Source organism: Leisingera sp. ANG-M1 (assembly GCF_000813745.1).
In the GTDB taxonomy this organism is placed as follows: domain Bacteria; phylum Pseudomonadota; class Alphaproteobacteria; order Rhodobacterales; family Rhodobacteraceae; genus Leisingera.
In genome coordinates this window covers 99835-120378 of the sequence record NZ_JWLC01000030.1, presented here as the reverse complement: position 1 = coordinate 120378, position 20544 = coordinate 99835, and the positions used below count along the sequence as shown (strand labels likewise).

Sequence of the window (20544 nt, the reverse complement as noted above, 5' to 3'; positions counted from 1 at the left end):
CCGCCGCCGCCGCCGCCGCCTGGCTGATCTGCCCTTTATTATCCCCATTGTTCCGACCTCATTATCCCCATTGTTCCGACCTCCGCTGCAGACAGGCTTGCATCCGTGACCATGCCCCCGCCGCCGCCCTCTTCCGCGGCCTCCAACAGTGAAGACAGCCACCGCTTTCCCTGCGAACAATGCGGCGCGGATTATTCCTATGATCCGGGCAGCGGCACGCTGACCTGCAGCCATTGCGGCCACACCGACCGCATACGCAGCGGCCCCTGGGATGGCCGCGCATTGCAGGAGCTGGACTTCCGCACTGCGATAGCCGAGCAGCTGCCTGCAGCCGAGATCGAGGTGACCCGGGTCTCGGCATGCCCCAACTGCGCGGCACAGGTCGAGTTCGACCCTGATACCCATGCCAGGGAATGCCCGTTCTGCGCCACGCCGGTCGTCACCGGAACAGGTGAGAACCGCCACATTAAACCCAAAGGCGTGCTGCCTTTTGCCTTCTCTGAGCGAGAGGCCCACAAGGCGATGAGCACCTGGCTGGGACGGCTGTGGTTCGCCCCTAACGGGCTCAAGGAATACGCCCGCAAAGGCCGCAGGATGCAGGGGATCTATGTGCCTTACTGGACCTACGACGCCCAGACCCGCAGCACCTATACCGGGCAGCGCGGCACCGTCTACTATGTGACCGAAACCTACCAGCAGGGCGGCGAAACCAAGACCCGGCGGGTTTCCAAAGTGCGCTGGACCCCTGCGTCAGGCCGGGTGCAAAGATTCTTCGACGATGTGCTGGTGCTGGCCTCCAAAAGCCTGCCCAAGCGCTACACCGAGGCACTGGAGCCTTGGGATCTGTCGCAACTGGAACCCTATCAGCCGCAGTACCTGGCGGGCTTCCGGGCTGAAGCCTATACGGTGGATCTAGAAGCAGGCTTTGCCGAGGCCGGGCAGAAGATGGACCGGGTGATCGAGCGCGACGTGCGCTTTGACATTGGCGGCGACCGCCAGAGAATAGCCCATATCGACACCAAAATGTCAGAGGTGACCTTCAAGCATGTCCTGCTTCCGGTCTGGCTGGCGGCCTATAAGTACCGCGGCAAGACCTACCGGTTTGTGGTCAACGGCCAATCCGGCCGGGTGCAGGGCGAGCGGCCCTATTCGGCGATCAAGATCGCAGTCGCGGCCCTGACCGCAGCGGCACTGATCGCGGTCATTGCCTACTTTGCAGGGCAGCAGTAATGCGCCTCGAGACCGGCCGGTTCCGCACCAGGCCGGGAGTCTTTGCGAGGCTCTGCCTCGCGCTCCGGGGTATTTACGGCCAGAAGAATAAAGGATCCTCTCTTCTTCTGGCTCAAAAAATCCCGGGGTGAATTGGCCGCAGGCCAAGAGGGGCAGCGCCCCCCGTGCAACACAACATCGCAGAAGCGGACAGCCGTTCAGACAAGGCAAGGAACATCAGCATGCGGGCATTGATACAAAGGGTCAGCGAGGCCTCGGTCACAGTAGACGGCGAAGTCGTCGGAGAAACCGGCCCCGGCCTGCTGGTTCTGATCTGCGCCATGCAGGGCGACGGCGAGGCCGAGGCGGACCGTCTGGCCGCAAAGATTTCCAAGCTCAGGATCTTCAAGGACGACGGCGGCAAGATGAACCGCTCGGTTCTGGACAGCGGCGGCGGCGCCCTGGTGGTCAGCCAGTTTACCCTGGCCGCCGACACCCGGCGCGGCAACCGCCCCGGATTTTCCACCGCCGCAGCGCCAGCCGAGGGGGAACGGCTTTACGAATATTTTGCCGCCCGGCTTGCTGGCTTGGGTGTCAAAACCGCCACAGGGCAATTCGGCGCCGACATGCAGGTCCGGCTGCTGAATGACGGGCCGGTTACCGTCTGGATCGACACAGAAGACGCTTGAAATCCGGCACAGCCGCTTTTGCCACGCTGGCTGCCCCCAAAGGCGCTGGATACGCGGCGGCATTCAGCCTCTTTGTCCGGCGCGGGCTTTGCCGGATGCGGCACGGGCGACGTTTTTTGGCCAGGAAGTATCGATTCTGTCATAGCCGCGGTCCGCTCGCGGCCGCATCAGGGCAGATTCATAAAAAATCCGCCAAATTCCGGCACAAAAATTTCTTGTCGCATTCCAGATGTTTTTTTGGTTTACAATTGTCTTTAAACCCAAAAGCGGCACCTCACCTCAAAAAGGCGACACCAGCGCCACGGAACTCACAGGCGCGTGAGCATCAGCCCCGCCCCTCCTGCGAATAACGCTTGCGAGGTTGCAGCAAATCGGCAAATCTTGAACCACCAATCAAGAAAAAGGTGCTGGAGGCACCACAACCAATCGGGAGAACTCTATGAACAGACACATGCAGTATCTGGCCAGCCAGGCTGCGGCAGGGAAACTGTCGCGCCGTGATTTTCTGGGCAAAGCCGCCGCATTGGGCTTTACCGCTGTTTCTGCAAACCTCTTGCTGTCCAACGCAGCCCAGGCCGCCGGCCCGCAAAAAGGCGGCACCCTGCGCATGGCGCTGCAGGGCGGCTCCACCACCGACAGCCTGGACCCGGCACTGACCACCAACCAGGTCGGCCTGATGCTGATCCGCATGTGGGGCGAGCCGCTGGTCGAACTGGCGCCCGATGGCGGGATCGAAGGCAAAGTTGCCGAGAGCTTTGAAGCCTCTGCAGACGCCAGCGTCTGGACCTTCAAGCTGCGCCCCGGCGTGATGTTCTCGAACGGCCAGGCCGTGACCGCGGACGACGTTGTCGCGACCATGGACCGCCACTCGGGCGAAGAGACCAAGTCCGGTGCTCTGGGCATCATGCGCGGCATCAAGAACGTGCGTGCAGACGGCGACACCGTTGTCTTCGAACTGGACTCGCCGAACGCCGACCTGCCCTACCTGCTGTCCGACTACCACCTGGCGATCCAGCCCAACGGCGGCAAGGACGATCCGGCAGCCGCCATCGGCACCGGCCCCTATGTGCTGAAAGACGTCAACATGGGCGTCCGTTTCGTGGCCGAGAAGAACCCGCACTACTGGGGCGATCTGGGCAACGCAGACACCCTGGAACTAGTGGTGATCAACGACAACACTGCCCGTGTTGCCGCACTGCAGTCCGGCCAGGTCGACCTGATCGACCGGGTGCCGCCGAAGACCGCCAAGCTGGTCGGCCGCGCACCGGGCGTCACCGTGCACTCCACTGCAGCCGCTGGCCACTATGTGTTCATCGCGCATTGCAACACCGCACCGTTCGACAACAACGACGTGCGGATGGCGCTGAAGTACGGCATCAACCGCCAGGAAATGGTCGACAAGATCCTGAACGGCTACGGCTCGATCGGCAACGACACCCCGATCAACGCCTCCTACCCGCTCTACACCGAATTCGAACAGCGTGAATATGATCCGGACAAGGCCATGTTCCACCTGAAGAAATCGGGCCACGACGGCGGTATCCTTCTGCGCACTTCGGACAACTCCTTCCCGGGTGCTCCGGATGCGGCGGCGCTGTTCCAGCAGTCCTGCGCCAGCGCCGGCATCAAGCTGGACATCAAGCGCGAGCCGAACGACGGCTACTGGTCGGAAGTCTGGAACGCACAGCCGTTCTGCACTAGCTACTGGGGCGGCCGCCCGACCCAGGACCAGATGTTCTCGACCGCTTACAAGTCGGACGCCGACTGGAACGACACCCGCTTCTTCAACGAGAAGTTCGACCAGATCCTGGTTGCGGCGCGCGGCGAACTGGACACCGCCAAGCGTACCCAGATGTATGCCGACATGTCGGCCATCCTGCGCGACGAAGGCGGCCTGATCTGCCCGATGTTCAACGACTTTGTCGATGCAACCACCGACAAGATCGACGGCTGGGTGGAAGGCGTCAAAGGCCAGCCCCTGATGAACGGCTACGCGCCGATGAAGATGTGGGTCAAAGCCTAATATGTCCCCGATCGTAAAACTTCTGGCTCAGCGCATCGCGCTGAGCCTTCTCCTGCTGCTGCTCATCTCCATGGTGATCTTTGCCGGCACGATCATTCTGCCTGGTGATGTTGCTCAATCCATTCTTGGCCAATCCGCCACCCCTGAAGCCCTGGCCAACCTGCGCAAGGAACTGGGCCTGAACGAACCGGCGCTTCAACGTTATTTCTCGTGGCTGTTCGGCGCGCTGCAAGGCGACCTGGGCACTGCACTGACCAGCGGACAGGACATTACAACGGCAATCGCCGGGCGCTTTGGAAACACCTTGTTCCTGGCCTTCTGGGCGGCTGTGGTTGCGGTTCCCCTTGCGATTTTCCTGGGCCTGCTTGCTGTCCGTTTCAAGGACCGCTGGCCCGACAAGCTGATCTCGGCCGTTACCCTGGCTTCGATCTCGATCCCCGAATTCCTGATCGGCTATGTGCTGATGTTCGTCATTGCAGTCAAACTGCGCTGGTTCCCGTCCGTGGCGATGGTGAACGACAGCATGAGCCTGCTTGAAAAGCTGAACGCCATCGCTTTGCCGATCGCCGTGCTGACCCTGGTGGTGCTGGCGCATATGATGCGGATGACCCGGGCGGCCATCCTCAACGTGATGCAGTCGGCCTATATCGAAACCGCCGAGCTGAAGGGCCTCAACGCCTTTCAGGTGATCTACCGCCATGCCTTCCCGAACGCGATCGCACCGATCGTGAACGTGGTGATGCTGAACCTCGCCTATCTGGTGGTGGGTGTTGTGGTGATCGAAGTGGTGTTCGTCTACCCCGGCATGGGCCAGTATCTGGTGGACCACGTGTCCAAACGTGACGTGCCTGTTGTCCAGGCCTGCGGCCTGATCTTTGCCGCCGTCTATATCGGCCTCAACATGATCGCCGATATCGTCGCCATCCTGAGCAACCCGCGCCTGAGGCATCCGAAATGAAGAACATCCCTATTTCCGCGGTCATCGGGCTGTTCTTCACGGCCCTCTACTTCCTTGCCGCAATCTTTGCCCCGCTGCTGGCGCCTTATGGCGTTGGCGAGGTGGTGGGCGATGTGTGGGAGCCCTCCAGCTCTGAATATCTGCTGGGCACCGACAACATCGGCCGCGACCTGCTGAGCCGGATGATCTACGGCGGCCGCACCACCATCTTCATCGCCACCGCAGCCACTGCGCTGTCGTTCATCCTGGGTTCGGTGCTCGGCTTCTTTGCCGCAGTTGCCGGCGGCTGGGTGGATCAGGCGCTGTCGCGCTTTGTCGACCTGGTGATGTCGATCCCGACGCTGATCTTTGCCCTGGTGGTGCTGTCGGTTGCGCCGGTCACCATTCCGATGCTGATCATCGTCATGGGCCTGCTGGACGCTACCCGCGTCTACCGTCTGGCCCGCGCCGTTGCGGTGGATATCGAGGTGATGGACTATGTCGAAGCCGCCCGCCTGCGCGGCGAGAAGGTTGGCTGGATCATCTTCCGCGAGATCCTGCCCAATGCGCTGTCGCCGCTGATCGCCGAGATGGGCCTGCGCTTCATCTTCATGGTTCTGTTCGTTTCCACCCTGTCCTTCCTGGGCCTGGGCGTACAGCCGCCGGAAGCAGACTGGGGCGGCATCGTGAAAGAGAACAAGGAAGGCATCGTCTACGGTATTCCTGCAGCTCTGATCCCGGCCTTTGCCATCGCCACCCTGGCGATCTCGGTCAACCTCGTGGCTGACTGGGTCCTGAACCGGACAACTTCGCTGAAAGGAGGCCGCGGATGAGCGATACTCTGTTGAAAGTCCGCGACCTGAAGATCGGCGCGACCATTTACCCGCCGGGGGAAAAGCCCAAGGACATCGAGATCGTGCACGGGGTCAGCTTTGACCTCGCGCCTGGCAAGGTCCTGGGCCTGATCGGTGAATCCGGTGCCGGCAAATCGACCATCGGTCTTGCCTCCATGGCCTACGGCCGCGGCGGCGTGAAGATCACCGGCGGCGAGGTCTGGGTCAACGGCCGCGACATTCTGAAGACCGGCCATCGCGACGTGCGCGCCCTGCGCGGCGGCGAGGTGACCTATGTGTCGCAATCGGCGGCAGCCTCCTTTAACCCGGCCAAGAAGATCATGGACCAGGTTGTCGAGGCGGCGGTGGAGCAGAAGAAGTTCTCCCGCAAGGACGCCGAGGCGCGGGCGCGCACCTTGTTCGCCAAGCTGGGCCTGCCCGATCCGGATAACATTGGCGACCGCTTCCCGCACCAGGTCTCGGGCGGCCAGTTGCAGCGCTGCATGACCGCGCTGGCGCTGTGCCCAGAGCCGGATCTGGTGGTCTTCGACGAGCCGACCACCGCGCTTGACGTGACCACCCAGATCGACGTGCTGATGGCGATCAAGGAAGCGATCCGCGACACCGGCGTGGCCGCGCTCTACATCACCCACGACCTGGCGGTTGTGGCGCAGGTGAGCGACGACATCATGGTGCTGAAGATGGGCAACACGGTCGAATACGGCAATGTTGACCAGATCATCAACAACCCGCAGGAGGAGTACACCAAGGCTCTGGTCTCGGTCCGCTCCATCGAGCACGAGGAAAAGGCCCCGACGCCCGATCCGGTGCTGAGCGTGAGGAACATCACCGCACGCTACAAGGGGACCAATTTCGATGTTCTGAAGAACGTGAATGTCGATCTCTACCCCGGCCAGACCCTGGCTGTGGTGGGCGAATCTGGCTCGGGCAAATCCACCCTCGCCCGGGTGATCACCGGCCTCTTGCCGCCGCGCGAAGGCGAGATCGAGTTTGCCGGCCGCAAACTGTCGCCGGATCTGGCGGGACGTTCCCGCGAGGATCTGCGCGAGCTGCAGATGATCTACCAGATGGCGGATGTGGCGATGAACCCGCGCCAGACTGTTGGCACCATCATCGGCCGCCCGCTGGAGTTCTACTTCGGCATGCGCGGCGCCGAGAAGAAGAAGCGGATCATCGAGCTGCTGGACGAGATCGAGCTGGGCGAGAAGTTCATCGACCGCTATCCGGCAGAACTGTCCGGCGGCCAGAAGCAGCGTGTCTGCATCGCCCGCTCGCTGGCGGCCAAGCCCAAAATGATCATCTGCGACGAGGTGACTTCGGCGCTAGACCCGCTGGTGGCGGACGGCATCTTGAAGCTGCTGCTGGATCTGCAGAAGATCGAAGACGTGGCCTATCTGTTCATCACCCACGACCTGGCGACCGTGCGCGCCATTTCGGACAATATCGCGGTGATGTACCAGGGCCAGGTGCAGCGCTATGGCGGCAAGTCCAAGGTGCTGAGCCCGCCGTTCGACGATTACACCGACCTGCTGCTGAGCTCCGTCCCCGAGATGCGGCTGGGCTGGCTGGAAGAGGTGATCGCCAACCGCAAAATGGAAAGCGCCGGCAACTGAACCGGCGGATATTCCGCAGCCTGGCCTCTGCCCGTACCCCGGGCGGGGGCTTTTTCTTATTCGGCTCCACCGGGATTTGTGGTATTTTATTGCCACCGGGGAGAATGCGGCGGAACCAGCCGCAAGCAATAGTAATATAACTGAGCGTGGCTGTTTCCTCATGCAGGCCTAACCCGAATCCTCCGGGCAGTTTTTGCTTTTCTGGCGGAACAGGAGGGACTGCCATGACGGACTGGGCCATTCACGGATTTGAAATCGCAAACTGCAATTGCGTTCCCGGCTGCCCGTGCCAGTTCTCGCAACTGCCAAATGACGGCACTTGCGAGGCGATGCTGACATTCCGGATCGACAAGGGTCATTACGGGGACACCAGTCTGGACGGTCTGCTGGCTGCGGCCATCTACAAGTGGCCAGGGCCGATCCACGAGGGCAACGGCGAGATGCAGCTGATCATCGATGAACGCGCAACCGCAGATCAGAAGGCAGCGCTTGAGGCGATTATGACCGGCCAGGACACTGCGGAATTCGCTACGATGTTCTTTGTCTTCAATGCCATGTGCACAACCAAGCACGAAACCCTCAGCGCCGCGGTCTCATTGAGTTACGACAAGGAAACCGGGACCGGCCATGCCAGGGCCGGCGATATCGGTGAAACCTCGGTGGAGCCGATTCCCAACGTCGTATCCGGCGCGCCGCATTCGGTGCAGATCAAGCTGCCGAACGGGTTCGAATACGATGTGGCCTCGGTGGCGCGGGGCAGCACCAAGACCCCCGGCTCTGCCATCAGCCTGGAAAAGAACAGCAGTACCCACGCCCATGTCGCCGAGCTGCATCTGACCGGTGCAGGCGTTCAGCGGGCGGCCTGAGCCGCCATGGGCGGGCAGCAGCAGATAGATGGGCCAGCGGAGCGGCTGGCCCGCCATGACCGGGCAGTTGTCATCGCTGCCGCCGGCCTGGTCGTGCTGCTGAGCGCGCTTTACACCATTTTCGGCGTCGGCATGGAGATGAGCGCTGTCGAGATGACCCGCATGGCCCGCCCCATCGGTGAGCCGATGCAGATGGGCGGAAGCACCGTCTGGTCCGCGTCTTATGCCGTGCTGATCTTCCTGATGTGGTGGATCATGATGATCGCCATGATGACCCCCAGCGCGGCGCCCGTGCTGCTGCTGTTCACCGCCATCAAGAAAGCCGGATTCCGGCCGGACCTGGCGCCGCTCCTAAGCCTATTGTTCCTGAGCGGCTATCTTCTGGCCTGGGGAGTGTTCTCAATCACAGCCACCGCTCTGCAGTGGGGGCTGGAAACAGTTGGCCTGTCAAACGGCCCAATGATGTCGCTCAGCAGCCGCGCCCTTAGCGGAGCACTGCTGCTGGCGGCGGGCGCCTATCAGTTCACCCCCTACAAGCACGCCTGCCTAATGCATTGCCGTATGCCGGTGCATTTTCTGACCGCGCATAACCGCACAGGTTTGGTTGGTGCTTTGCTGATGGGCGCCCATCATGGAACCTTTTGCCTAGGCTGCTGCTGGGCATTGATGCTGCTGCTGTTTGCCGGCGGCATCATGAACCTCTACTGGATTGCCGGGCTTGCGCTTTACGTTCTGGCCGAGAAGCATTTTGCCCATGGGCGGCTGTTTACTGCTGCCACCGGCGGTCTTCTGATCCTGGCCGGCAGCTATGTCCTGGTCACCGGCCTGTGATGCGCCTGCTGCGTCAAACCCGGTCTCTGCTTGGAAAAACCTTCCCCAAATGACGGTTTCAGACCATTTGTCCGCTTTTTGAATGGCCCTTCAAGAAAGTGACACGTAGATGCGGCAGCTAGGCGTCCGCTAGGCAAAAGGATTCGGCGAATGGACAACAAACTCCTCCTCATCATTCTGGACGGCGTGCCGTGGCGCAATTTCCGCCGGCTGTTCGGAAACCTGGAAGGCTGGGTGGACAGCGGCGACGCCCGCGTCTGGAAGCTGCGCAGCGTTCTGCCGTCGACCTCGGCCAGCTGCTACGCCTCGATCCATACTGGCGTGGCTCCGGCCATTCATGGCTCAACCGGCAATGCCAACGTGTTCCGCCTGAAGGAAAAAGACGTGTTTTCCCAAGTGCGCGAGGCCGGCGGCGTGACCGGTGCCGTGGCGCACAGCTACTGGTCCTCCTTCTTCAACCGGCATCCCTTCGACTACGTGCGCGACATCGAATACGACGAGCCGGAAAGCAAGACCATCAACCATGGCCGCTTCCACTCGATGACCGGCTACGGCAAGGACAATCAGATGACGCCCTCGGATGTCGACCTGTTCGGCACCCTGACCAATCTCTGCCTGCGCTTTGGCCTGAACTACGGCATGCTGCACACTTGCACGCTCGATTGCATGGGCCACCGGTTCTTCCACGATTGCCAGGAGATGGACCACGCGTGTTTCGTGATGGATGAGATGCTGGCGCCCTTCATCACCCGCTGGCGCGATCTGGGCTATGAGGTGATCGTCACCGCCGACCACGGCCAGGACGAGCGCGGCCACCACGGCGGCCGCAGCCCGCTGCAGCAGGAAACCGCGCTATACTACTTCGGCGACGCCGACGGCCCCGATCATGACGAGGTGATCGACCAGCGCCAGCTGGCCCCGACCATCCTCAAGCGGCTGGGTGCCCCGATTGCCGAAACCATGAAGCATGAGTCCTTCCTAAAGTAACTTCACGCTCCTGATCTATAGACGGCGGCTTTGTGCTAGACTGGCACGCAGCCGCCGTTTTTCTTTGTCAGGATCCATTGCCATGAAATCCCTTGTGTTTGCCGTTTCCCTGCTGGCCTCCCCCGCACTGGCCAGCGATGCCTGCCATGACCTGTGGTTCACCCGGAACGCGGTCATTGACCGGGCCGGTTATTGCTTTGGCTCGCCGTTGGGCCAGGCAGTGTTCAACAACGGCGACTGCATCGGCAAATCCGTCTCGCTGCCGCCGCAGGCCGAGCGGATGGTGGCGCTGGTCAAGGAAATGGAATCCCGCTTTGATTGCCGGGTGAACAATAAGCGGACTTCCCTGGATCTGGACGACCTGTTCCTGCGCTATCAGCTATGGGACCTGCCGGTACGCGACGAATTCGAAAGCGCCTGCCTGGGCTGGCTGGGGCCGGTGATGGGGCTGCGTGCCGGGCACCGCCCCGATGCGCCGCTGGTTGGGCAGATCACGCCTGGCGATTACGTGAACTACTCGCATATCCCGGTGGGCAGCTGGACCTATGTCACCACCTCAGGTCCCGACTGGCAGGTCACCAGCGGCGGCTGGCTGGATACCTCGCTGTTTCAGGAGCAATGCGAGAATTATGCAGGGTAATCAGTCCTCGTAGGACCAGACCCCCTGCCCCAGCGCCTCAACCGCCACCGAGATCCGCTCGAAACTATCGCGGGCGCGGGTGACGCTGTGGCGGGCGCGCAGGTAGCCGTGGATCAGCCCCGGCTCGTTGATCCAATGCGCCTTGCCGCCGGCCGCCAGGATACGGTCGCGGTAATCGCGGGAATCATCGCGCACCGGGTCGCAATCGGCGCTGACCAGCACGGTGGGCGGCAGATTCGAAAAATCACTGTCTGACAGCGGCGCATAGAGCGGGTCGTTCTCCGGCGCGGCCCCGTCCACCCGGATATCGTGGTAATACAGCACATCCTCGCGGGTCAGCATCGGCGCCTGGGCGTGTTCGATATAGGAGCCCTGATTCACATCGCCGCCAAATGCCCCGTAGATCAGCACCTGGCCCAGGATCGCCTCAGTGCGGCCACGAGCATGATGCGCCACCGCGGCGCAAAGGTTCGCCCCGGCGCTGTCGCCCACCAGCACGATGCCCTTGCCATAAGCCGCTTCGATCCAACCCAGCACCACCCAGGCATCTTCGAACGCAGCGGGATGCTTGTGCTCCGGCGCCAGCCGGTAGTCCGCCGCCACCACCCTGTAACCGGTCTGGGCGCAGATCTCGGCGCAGACGTCGTCATGGCTGTCGAGCCCGCCAACCACAAAACCGCCGCCATGGCAGAACAGCACCGTGCGGGTGGGATCACCCGCGGTATAAATCCGAACCGGCACCCCGTTGGCCGAGACCTCCTCGACCGAGACCACATCCGGCCGCGGCACCCGGAATTCCTGTGCCATGGAATCATAGATCCGCCGCTGTTCTTCGATGGACATGTCGACAGCATCATCGGGATAGAGCTCGCCGGTCTTCTGGATGAAATCCCAGGTCTCCTCGTCGATCAGCTTTTCATAGTCCATGCGGGTCTCCCTGCGTGCCTGTGTCCCCAGAGCCTAGGCAGAGTTTCCCGTAATTGGAATGCCTGAAAGAAAAAGCGCCCCGAGGGGCGCCAAAAATCTCACGTCAGTTTCCTGGGCTCAGGCCGCTGCGGCAGGCTCCCAGGGGCGGGTGAAATTGTTCAGCACGCCTGAGATTTCTGCCTCGGCGCTGCCATTGGCCGCCACCTGCGCGACCAGCCCGCGTTTCTTGTCGTCGGTCACACTGACAACCCGTGCTGCCAGCCCGGCCTCCTCCAGCGCGCCATTATAGACACGGGTGATTGCGTGCTTGCGCAGATCCGGTTTGAACACCTTGCCCACTGCGGTTTTCGGCAATGCGTCCAGCACCGTCAGATGCTTGGGGATCGCGGCGCGCTCATGCACGTGCACCTTGCAGTATTCCAGCAGCTCCGCCTCGCTGACCGAGGCGCCCTCGACCAGTTCGACAAAGGCGCAGGGCAGCTCGCCCGCGTGGGAATCCGGCTGGCCGATGGCCCCGGCAAAGGCCACCGCCTCATGGCCCAGGAGCGCCTCTTCGATCTCGGCCGGGTCGATGTTGTGGCCGCCGCGGATGATCAGATCCTTGGCGCGGCCGGTGATCCATAGGTAGCCGTCTTCATCGATGCGGCCCAAGTCACCTGTCCTCAGGTGGGTGTCCTGATAATAGAGGTCCGCGTTCTTGTCCGCCTCAGTATAGGTGTTGCCGGCAAAGACGCCCGGACTCGACACGCAGATTTCTCCGACCTCGTCGGTGCCGCATTCCAGCGGGCCGTCGTTGGTCTGCTTGACTATGCGCACGTCTGTGTAAGGGAACGGGATGCCGACCGAGCCGACTTTCTTCTCGCCGTCTGTCGGGTTGCAGGACACCAGGCAGGTGGCCTCGGTCAACCCGTAACCTTCGATGATGGTCACGCCCGACGCGCCCTCGAACCGTTTGAACAGTTCCATCGGCATCGGCGCGGAACCGGAGAAGGCGGTTTTCACAGAGGAGATATCTGCATCCACCTCGCGCTGCATCAGCGCCGAGACGGCGGTGGGCACGGTGATGATAAAGGTGATCTTCCAGCGCTCGATCAGCTTCCAGAAGTTGTCGAAGACGCCCTCGCCCCGGTAACCCTGCGGCGTCGGGAACACCACATGCGCTCCCGAAGCCAGCGCCGCCATCATGATCACATGCACCGCAAAAACATGGAACAGCGGCAGCGGGCACATGATGTTGTCTTCTTCGGTGAACAGCAGCGTGTGGCCGATCCAGCCGTTGTAAATCAGGCCGGAATACTTGTGCTGCGCCACTTTGGGCATGCCGGTGGTGCCACCGGTGTGGAAGTAACAAGCGACCCGGTCGCCGTCGCTATCGGCGAATCTCAGCGTCTTGGGCTGCTTGGCCATCTCCTTGGAGAAATTCAGGTAATCGGCGTGGCTGGGCCGGCTGTCGAGCTTGGGCCGGATCAGCGGCACGATCCAGAATTTCGGCGGCGTCAGATAGCGGTTCAGGTCCACTTCCAGCACCGTGTTCACCCCCGGCGCATGGCGCACTGCCTCGGCCACCTTCTGCGCCACATCGGTTTTGGGAAACGGCCGCAGGGTGACAACAACCTTGGCCTTGGTCTCGCGCAGGATCGAGGCGATCTGTTCCGGCTCCAGCAGCGGATTGATCGGGTTCACAATCCCCGCCACCGCACCGCCCAGCATGGTCACCAGCGTCTCATGGCAATTGGGCAGTACATAGGCGACCACGTCCTGCTCGCCGATGCCAAGTGAGCGGAACATGTTTGCCGCCTGGCTCACCTGGTCCTTCAGTGCGCTCCAGGTCAGCGTTTCCGCCTTGTCCTGAGGGCCGGAGAAGATCTGATAGCTGACCGCCTTGCTGTTGGGAAACTTACCCGCAGTGCGCGACAACAGCCCATAGAGCGTGGCGGGCAGCTCCCTCGCCTCCCAGGGCATTTCGTTCTGCAGCGCGTCGCGGTCCGCAATTCCGGAAAAACTCATAGATTTCCTCCCCATTCCCCCCTGCTGTTCCGGGGTGTGTTCTCGTTAGGCCCAGACTATTGAAATCAAGCGTTTTCGCAAGCGCCGGGTCCGGGTCACGCCAAGGCAGTTTCCAGCATGACGTGACGCCAAGCCCGGTCACTGGCTGATTTCAACCAAAAACGCCCCGGAACCTGTCCGGGGCGCCTGAGATTCAACGCTGCGCTGCGGTTATTCCGCCGCCAGGCCTTCAGTAAACTGCAATTTCGCCAGCCGGGCATAGAGGCCGCCCTCGGCCACCAGTTCGTCATGGGTACCGGTTGCAACAATCTGCCCTTGGTCCATCACTACGATACGGTCGGCCTTTTTCACGGTGGCCAGACGGTGCGCCACGATCAGCGTGGTGCGGCCCTGGCTCAGCTCATCCACAGCAGCTTGCACAAGACGCTCGCTTTCGGCATCCAGCGCCGAGGTCGCCTCGTCCAGAAGCAGTACCGGCGCATCGCGCAGAATGGCACGGGCAATGGCGATCCGCTGTTTCTGGCCGCCCGACAGCATCACGCCGCGCTCGCCGACAAAGCTGCCGTAGCCTTCGGGCAGTTTGGAAATGAAGTCATGCGCCGCGGCGGCCTTGGCAGCAGCCTCTACTTCGGCATCCGTTGCCTCAGGCCGGCCAAAGCGGATGTTTTCAAGCGCCGAGGCGGCAAAGATCACCGGATCCTGCGGCACCAGTGCAATGTGGCGGCGGAACTCATCGCGCTGCAGGTCTGTCAGCGCCATACCGTCCAGCTTCACCGCCCCCTGGTTGGGGTCATAGAACCGCTGCAGCATCTGGATGATGGTGGTCTTGCCCGCCCCGGACGGACCGACAAATGCCACGGTTTCACCCGGCTGCACCCTCAGCGACACCGCGTCCAGCGCCGAGACATCCGGGCGCGAGGGATAGCGGAAAGACACGTTGTCAAATTCAATTGCGCCTTTTACCGGCGCCGGAAGCATCTGCGCCGCAGCCGGGTCCAGCACCGTATCCTCGGCGTTCAGCAGCTCCACCAGCCGCTCGGTTGCGCCCGCCGCACGCTGCAGCTCGCTCCAGATCTCTGACAGTGCCGCCACGGAACCCGCCACCAGCACCGAATAGATCACGAACTGGATCAGAGTGCCCTCGCTCATCAGGCCCGCGCGCACATCATTGGCGCCCATCCACAGAACGCCGACAATGCCGGAGAATACCAGAAAGATCACAATAACAGTCAGATAAGCACGGGTCTGAATGCGGCGGCGCGACACATCATAGGCGGTCTCGGTCATCTCGCCGAATTTCAGCCGGCTTGCGGCTTCATGGGTATAGGCCTGCACCGTCTGCACCGCCCCCAGCGCCTCGCCTGCGTTGCCGGAAGAGGCGGCGATCCAGTCCTGGTTTTCCTTGCTGATCGCCCGCAGGCGGCGGCCCAGCACAAGGATCGGCACGATCACGGCAGGCACGATCAGCAGCACCAGCATCGTCAGCTTCGCCGAGGTCAGCAGCATCAGCACCATGCCGCCCAGGAAAATCAGCAGGTTGCGCAGCGCAATTGAGACGGACGAGCCCAGCACCGACTGGATCAGCGTGGTATCGGTGGTGATCCGGCTCAGGACTTCGCCGGTCATGATCCGTTCGTAAAACTCCGGGCTCATGCCGATCACTCGGTCAAAAACCGCCTTGCGGATATCTGCCACCACCCGCTCGCCCAGCCGGGTCACCAGCGCGTAACGCACCCCGGTGCCAACCGCCAAAAGCGCTGCAATCACCAGTGCAGCACTGAAGTACAAATTCAAGAGTTCGGAATCGGAGACCCGGAAATTGTCCACCACCCGGCGCACCGCCAAAGGCAGTGTCAGCGACAGCCCAGCGGTCATCACCAGGGCACAGGTGGCAGCAAACATCAGCAAACGGTAAGGCCGCATGAACGGCCACAACGCCGACAGCACTCCAATTTTCCGGGAGCCCGCCCGCTCCTGTTCCGCATTCGGGGCTGCTTGATTTCGCGCCATTCCGGATCCTTTAAGCAGTCTTGCGCCGCCGCGGGCCAAAGCCCGCCGCATCTGCCAAGGTTCATGGCCCTGTGCGCCAGCGGCGTCAAGCGCTCAGCAGTTTAAAAAAATGCAAGAAAACAGCCGAAAGCCGCGGCAGATCGTATCAGAAACGGCTGATCAGGAAAGTCTGGAGCGGGTAGCGGGAATCGAACCCGCACCTTAAGCTTGGAAGGCTCTTATGATACCATTTCACCATACCCGCTCAGGACATTTGCTGATGTATGGGAAGCATCCGGCGAGGTCAACCGTCTTGGTTTCGATTATTTTTGCCCGGCCGGAAAAATCTTCGCTCCCCTTGCGAAAGCCTGGCAAGCTGCTCAAATGACACCGTAATCCAGCCGCCTCGTCTCACATCTTTCTCCGGAACAGCGCCTTGACCTCAAACCCGCACACGGTTGTTATAACCGCCCACGGCCAGCCGTCCGCCCCAGCCCCGGCTGAAGCAGATCTGGCACGGCTGGCCTCGGCAGTTGCGCTGCATCTGCCGGACTGGGATGTCCGCTCGGCCACTCTCTCCACCCCCGGGAGACTTGAAGAGCAAGCAGCAGGGGGCGCCCTGATCTACCCGTTTTTCATGTCCCGGGGTTTCTTCACCGCCAAGGTGCTGCCGGACCGCCTGAAAAACACGGGCAGTCGGATTGCAGCGCCGTTTGGCATGGACCCCGGCCTTCCGCAGCTTGCCGCCCGGGCAGTGCACGAAACGGCCAGTGAGCAGAACTGGCAGCTGCAAGACCTTCATCTGCTGCTGGCCGCCCACGGTTCCGCCCGCGGCCCCAAGGCAGCAGATGCCGCCGAGGAGTTTGCCTCCCGGCTGTGCCTCTTGCTGCCCGGCTGCGCGGTTTCGACCGGCTATGTCGAACAGGAGCCCCGGATCGCCTCCGCCGCTGCGCCTTTGCCTGACCGCGCCGTCTGCCTGCCATTCTTCGCTCAGGCCGGCGACCATGTGAAGCAAGACCTCCCCGCAGCCTTGGAGGCCGCCCGGTTTGGAGGAATTCTACTGCCGGTTGCCGGCGCCCTGCCCGGATCTGCCGAGCTGATTGCCACCGGCATCCGCGCGGCAGCCGTCAGCAACGCCCCTTGACCGAAGTCCGTCCAAGTGAAATTCTAGTCTTCCGGAAAGAAAAGCAATTTTTGGCCCGGGCGGAGGCAAAACGCCTCTTGCACCGGCCGCAGGCATGTGATTAATCACGCCCTACACCACGGATGGCGAGTTGGCGGAGTGGTGACGCAGCGGATTGCAAATCCGTGTACACCGGTTCGATTCCGGTACTCGCCTCCAAACAAAATCAATCACTTATGAGATAATAAGCAAGCCCCACAGCGGGTTTAGTCTCTTTTTAGTCTCATAAATCGCTGAGTTTTGAAGCGAGTACCTATGTTCAGGTATGAGCGGCAATCTACCTACCGTGATAGCAGGTGGAGCAGCGCTCCGTAGAACTGATCTTTATCATAGTCGCAGAGCCTCGCTGCCGCTCTGCATATTTCCCGCTCGTCTTCATTTGGGATTGTTGCAAATATTTTGCTATCCAGGCAGCTCTTGTATTTCATCTCAAGTTCCATAGCCTTCTGGATGGGGTTCATTGGTTTAACTCCTGTTTGTCATCAAGGTTAGTCAGTCACGTCCTACTATTTTCACTTCGATATTGGGGATGCCCCAATGGGTCTTGAACGCCTGCGCTTGAATCGCCGCAGCATAGGCGGCTTGCTTCTTCCTGGTGCTGGATGTGGCGGTGCCTGAACGAAAGGCCGGGCTCGTGCGCTCGCATTCCAGCGCATAGAAGCGGTAGCGGCTTTCTCCGTTGATTTGATGCTCAATGCCGTAGATCGCATCAGGGATCAGTTGCGTCTTCCTCCCGTCGATTCTGACGGGTAGCGCCAGCGGGTTCCTGGCTTTCTGTGTTGCCTCCGGTGCCCGTGCCAAAATTTCATCCACTGGTACAAATCGCTGATCAGACTCCGACCGCGTTGCCAATTCAGTTTCCAGCAGGCTTTCAATGATCATCATCGTGTGCAGCACCTGCGGATTGAAACTGTCCCGAGGGCGACGCGAGAAAGTGACGGCCCGATGCGGGAGGAGTTTAAGCGCTTCCAGATAGGTAACGCCCTTATTGCTGATCTCGTACATCATCGGCGTGGCGCGAGCATCAAACAGGGGCGCTTGCAGCAGAGGGCGATTTATGAAGCCCGTCTCATGAAACAAATCGCCCAGCCGCTCAGCAAATCGTTTGGGTGACTTGGGCGAAAAGATGCGGATCAGGTGATCATGGCGCAGATAGCGGTAGCGATACAGCCAGGACAGAATCTCCTGATCGCGCGGCATCAAGCGCATCCTCTTGCCTGTAGGGCTTCTCTCAAAGCGACTACGGCGCCCCAAGGTATCTAGCTTCACCATGTCATGGGGCTGCCATCATCCGGAATGGGCTCACTGACGGAAGGCGGCGCAGCAGTCTCATTCAGATTTCGATAGTACTCAAGCTGCTGCTGTTTGATCTCCGCCCATTGGTCCGGCGTCATGCTGATATTATTGCCAACCAGGTCGCTGTTGGCTTCAAGCTTGAACGTACTGCCGTTGCCAACCTTCATCCAGAAGTGGCCGGTTTGAAGCGCCTGCACATCTGCTTGAGTCTTTCCGAGGATTTTGGCCAGCTTGTCATCTTCAGGTGTTCGGCCTGCCGCTTTGACGTTGGTGTTGTTGAGCACCACGGTCTGCATCTCGGAAGACATGCCCCGGCCTACCACTTGCTGCGCTAGCGTCAGGCTAACACCGTATTTCCGGGCCTCTTCCAAAATCTGCATCGTGGCCGGTGCGATGTAGTTCTGGCATTCATCTATGAAAAGATTGATAGGGGTGCGCCGGTTTTCAGGGATGTCTGCACGGCGCAAGGCCAGCCCTTGAACCGCTGCCACGACCAAGCGCCCGAATGCCTCACTGGCTTCATCGCCCATCCGCCCTTTGGAGAGATTGAAGAGGATGACCTTGCCTTGATTGATCGCCCCTTCAAGGTCGAGGCTCTTGGGACTGTTGACGACTTCATCAAAAGCGAAGGTGTTGAAGAGGCTTTGTAGCTTTCTTGAAATCGCGCTTTTCGATGGACGCAACGTTGGATCACCCGAGAAGTCATGCTGGAAGAAGTCCCGGATGGCCCGTCGGTTTGATTGCTCCCCCAATGCCACCAAATCTTCGTTGATCCGGTCATTCATAAACCGTTGGAGGTCAGCAAGCGTGGAGCTTGGCTGATCTAGCAATGTCAGAATGCACGGCATCAAAACTGTCCGCATGTTCACCGTGAGATTGTCACCGCCGGACCCTTTCAAAAGTTGCTCGAAGGCATTGACGAGTTGCTGGGCGATGACTTCCCGTTGCTGCATGGATGTGCCTTCTGGCACGATGAGCGGATTGAAGGCAGGCACATGATCTTCTTCAAAATAGGGATCGATGTAAATCAACCGATCATCATCCACGAACATCTCCCAATGAGCGACTTGCTCAGCCAGATCGCCGTGGGGATCTATGACAATCGTCGCTTCGTCGAAGCGATGATAGGCGGCATGGATTAGCTGTTTCAGAAGTTCTGTTTTGCCGGAACCGGAGCCGCCTGTGATATAGGCGTGGCGACGGATTTCTGAGAGCGACGGGGCAGCAGGCAGCGCTTCATTGAGCGCAGACATAAAGGCAGTATCCTGCCCCTCTATAAAGTGAAGGTACCCCGTGCGGTCGGGCGTATGTACATGAGGATTAAAGTTGCGCGCCAATTGCAATGTGGTTGCATCGTACTGAGAGTAAAGCTTACGGCGAGCTTCGTTGATTTTATCGGCGAGTTTCCAGTTCTCTGACGGGTTGTAGCCTGTCTTCTTCTCAATGATCTTGGCTGCGATTTTGTCTTCTACGGGGTTTCCCATCCGTCTAACCTGATAGGGGACATCCCGCTCGGCTTCAGCTAGCTTGGAACGAATGCTGTCTATTCCTTTGACAGTGCTCAGGTACTGATCAAAGGTCAGAAGCTGGCGGTTCTGCTCAGCGCTTAAACCCATATCATCGCCATGCTCGAGGTAGATGTTGTCAATGGCATTGGCGACGACCTGCAAGCGATGCTGAATGCAGTGATCTACAACCTCATCGCTATCCGCCACGCGGATACGGCCAATGCTGTCTGCTCCGGCAAGCTCAAGATTGAGCTCTCTCAGACCAAAGTCCTGATAATCCTCCAAGCGCATGAGTCACCTCCCAACAGTCAAACCGATGCACCCTCATGAAGTGCATGAATCACGAGCGCAGCAATGCAGGGTAGTAAGACTCATATCGGCACATAAGAAAACAGGGTTGAACAAAGGAGAGATAGGAAAAGGGGATACCGCATCCCTGAGATTATCCCCATCAACATGAGCTCGTTGCGGGATGTGATTGTGCAACTCAAATGTGGAAGTTCGCAGCAGGTTTCTCTGGGGAGAGGGCACGAAAAATGGGGGGATTATCCCCCCAGCCGTTTTCGCGCCTGTTGGCCACGGAATGCTGCTTCCGTGGCAACCAGGTCGGCTTGTTCTTCGCCTTCAGGTATGGCGTCAACGCGATCCTCAATCTGGCGGACGGTTTCAACGTCCGTTCCACATGCGGGTGCGACTTCTGCGATTTCAGCGTCAGACAGTTTTTTCATAGAAAATGCTCCGATGGGTCAAGCGGGACAATCCCGCTTTTCATGGAGTGTTATGATCGGGTGCGAAAAAAGCTCCTGACCCTTAGCTCTGCTCGGCATTGGCTGTAGAAGGTTGTTGCTACAGATCTTTCCCTTGACGAAAAAAGCACGCTATACGTGCTTCCCGAGAATGAGCGCCCTTGAATCTTGATTTTGTGGATAGCTTTTGAGTTCAGATGCCACAAGGGCTAGGACTGTCCTATAGCTCGTTGAAGGGG

At 60.4% G+C, this 20544-nt stretch carries 17 protein-coding genes and 2 tRNA genes; 12 read left to right on the top strand and 7 right to left on the bottom strand.

Going from position 1 to position 20544, the window contains the following annotated elements; genetic code table 11:
- Positions 1-111: 111 nt before the first annotated feature.
- The 10 genes from RA19_RS23890 to RA19_RS23845 all read left to right on the top strand — a co-directional run bounded on the left by RA19_RS23890 (position 112) and on the right by RA19_RS23845 (position 10649).
- Positions 112-1230 carry a TFIIB-type zinc finger domain-containing protein gene (locus RA19_RS23890; protein ID WP_039167797.1) on the top strand — a complete coding sequence of 373 codons (1119 nt, stop codon included), beginning with the start codon at positions 112-114 and terminating at the stop codon, positions 1228-1230.
- Between the two features lie 221 nt (positions 1231-1451).
- The gene (dtd, locus tag RA19_RS23885; RefSeq protein WP_039167794.1) at positions 1452-1898 is read left to right on the top strand and encodes a D-aminoacyl-tRNA deacylase; all 447 of its coding nucleotides are present in this window, start codon (positions 1452-1454) and stop codon (positions 1896-1898) included.
- 439 nt (positions 1899-2337) lie between these two features.
- The gene (locus RA19_RS23880) at positions 2338-3921 is read left to right on the top strand and encodes an ABC transporter substrate-binding protein (RefSeq protein ID WP_039167791.1); all 1584 of its coding nucleotides are present in this window, start codon (positions 2338-2340) and stop codon (positions 3919-3921) included.
- A gap of 1 nt (position 3922) precedes the next feature.
- The gene (locus RA19_RS23875; protein ID WP_039167788.1) at positions 3923-4879 is read left to right on the top strand and encodes an ABC transporter permease; all 957 of its coding nucleotides are present in this window, start codon (positions 3923-3925) and stop codon (positions 4877-4879) included.
- Positions 4876-5691 carry an ABC transporter permease gene (locus tag RA19_RS23870; protein WP_039167785.1) on the top strand — a complete coding sequence of 272 codons (816 nt, stop codon included), beginning with the start codon at positions 4876-4878 and terminating at the stop codon, positions 5689-5691. Before RA19_RS23875 ends, RA19_RS23870 begins: the two co-directional genes overlap by 4 nt.
- Positions 5688-7325 carry an ABC transporter ATP-binding protein gene (locus RA19_RS23865; RefSeq protein ID WP_039167781.1) on the top strand — a complete coding sequence of 546 codons (1638 nt, stop codon included), beginning with the start codon at positions 5688-5690 and terminating at the stop codon, positions 7323-7325. Before RA19_RS23870 ends, RA19_RS23865 begins: the two co-directional genes overlap by 4 nt.
- 224 nt (positions 7326-7549) lie before the next feature.
- Positions 7550-8191 (top strand): DUF1326 domain-containing protein, encoded by a 642-nt coding sequence (locus RA19_RS23860; RefSeq protein WP_039167777.1) that lies wholly within the window; start codon positions 7550-7552, stop codon positions 8189-8191.
- Between the two features lie 6 nt (positions 8192-8197).
- On the top strand, positions 8198-9022 hold the full coding sequence (locus tag RA19_RS23855; protein WP_039167773.1) for a DUF2182 domain-containing protein: 825 nt from the start codon (positions 8198-8200) through the stop codon (positions 9020-9022).
- A 150-nt stretch (positions 9023-9172) separates the two neighbouring features.
- Positions 9173-10009 carry an alkaline phosphatase family protein gene (locus RA19_RS23850; RefSeq protein ID WP_039167770.1) on the top strand — a complete coding sequence of 279 codons (837 nt, stop codon included), beginning with the start codon at positions 9173-9175 and terminating at the stop codon, positions 10007-10009.
- An 82-nt stretch (positions 10010-10091) separates the two neighbouring features.
- Entirely contained in the window at positions 10092-10649 is a 558-nt protein-coding gene (locus tag RA19_RS23845) for a DUF4453 domain-containing protein (RefSeq protein WP_039167763.1), read from the top strand.
- Here the strand turns inward: RA19_RS23845 and RA19_RS23840 are convergent, their stop codons facing one another.
- From RA19_RS23840 to RA19_RS23825, 4 genes are all read right to left on the bottom strand, one after another.
- A complete protein-coding gene (locus tag RA19_RS23840; RefSeq protein ID WP_039167760.1) occupies positions 10650-11576 on the bottom strand; it encodes an alpha/beta hydrolase in 927 nt (308 codons plus the stop codon).
- A gap of 117 nt (positions 11577-11693) precedes the next feature.
- Positions 11694-13583 (bottom strand): acyl-CoA synthetase, encoded by a 1890-nt coding sequence (locus tag RA19_RS23835; RefSeq protein WP_039167757.1) that lies wholly within the window; start codon positions 13581-13583, stop codon positions 11694-11696.
- Positions 13584-13793: 210 nt separating this feature from the next.
- Positions 13794-15593 carry an ABC transporter transmembrane domain-containing protein gene (locus tag RA19_RS23830; RefSeq protein ID WP_039167754.1) on the bottom strand — a complete coding sequence of 600 codons (1800 nt, stop codon included), beginning with the start codon at positions 15591-15593 and terminating at the stop codon, positions 13794-13796.
- 170 nt (positions 15594-15763) lie between these two features.
- Positions 15764-15837 (bottom strand) — tRNA-Gly (locus RA19_RS23825).
- A gap of 171 nt (positions 15838-16008) precedes the next feature.
- Here RA19_RS23825 and RA19_RS23820 point away from each other — a divergent pair.
- Together RA19_RS23820 and RA19_RS23815 are read left to right on the top strand one after the other, a co-directional pair.
- A complete protein-coding gene (locus RA19_RS23820; RefSeq protein WP_039167751.1) occupies positions 16009-16716 on the top strand; it encodes a CbiX/SirB N-terminal domain-containing protein in 708 nt (235 codons plus the stop codon).
- A 124-nt stretch (positions 16717-16840) separates the two neighbouring features.
- Positions 16841-16914, top strand: a tRNA-Cys gene (locus tag RA19_RS23815).
- Between the two features lie 333 nt (positions 16915-17247).
- Here RA19_RS23815 and RA19_RS23805 read toward each other — a convergent pair.
- The 3 genes from RA19_RS23805 to RA19_RS26745 form a co-directional block, all read right to left on the bottom strand.
- Positions 17248-17955 (bottom strand): replication-relaxation family protein, encoded by a 708-nt coding sequence (locus RA19_RS23805; RefSeq protein ID WP_193748326.1) that lies wholly within the window; start codon positions 17953-17955, stop codon positions 17248-17250.
- A 65-nt stretch (positions 17956-18020) separates the two neighbouring features.
- Positions 18021-19850 (bottom strand): type IV secretory system conjugative DNA transfer family protein, encoded by a 1830-nt coding sequence (locus RA19_RS23800; RefSeq protein WP_039167742.1) that lies wholly within the window; start codon positions 19848-19850, stop codon positions 18021-18023.
- A gap of 254 nt (positions 19851-20104) precedes the next feature.
- Positions 20105-20287, bottom strand: coding sequence for a hypothetical protein (locus RA19_RS26745; RefSeq protein ID WP_152615864.1), 183 nt, complete (start codon positions 20285-20287; stop codon positions 20105-20107).
- Positions 20288-20544: the final 257 nt, after the last annotated feature.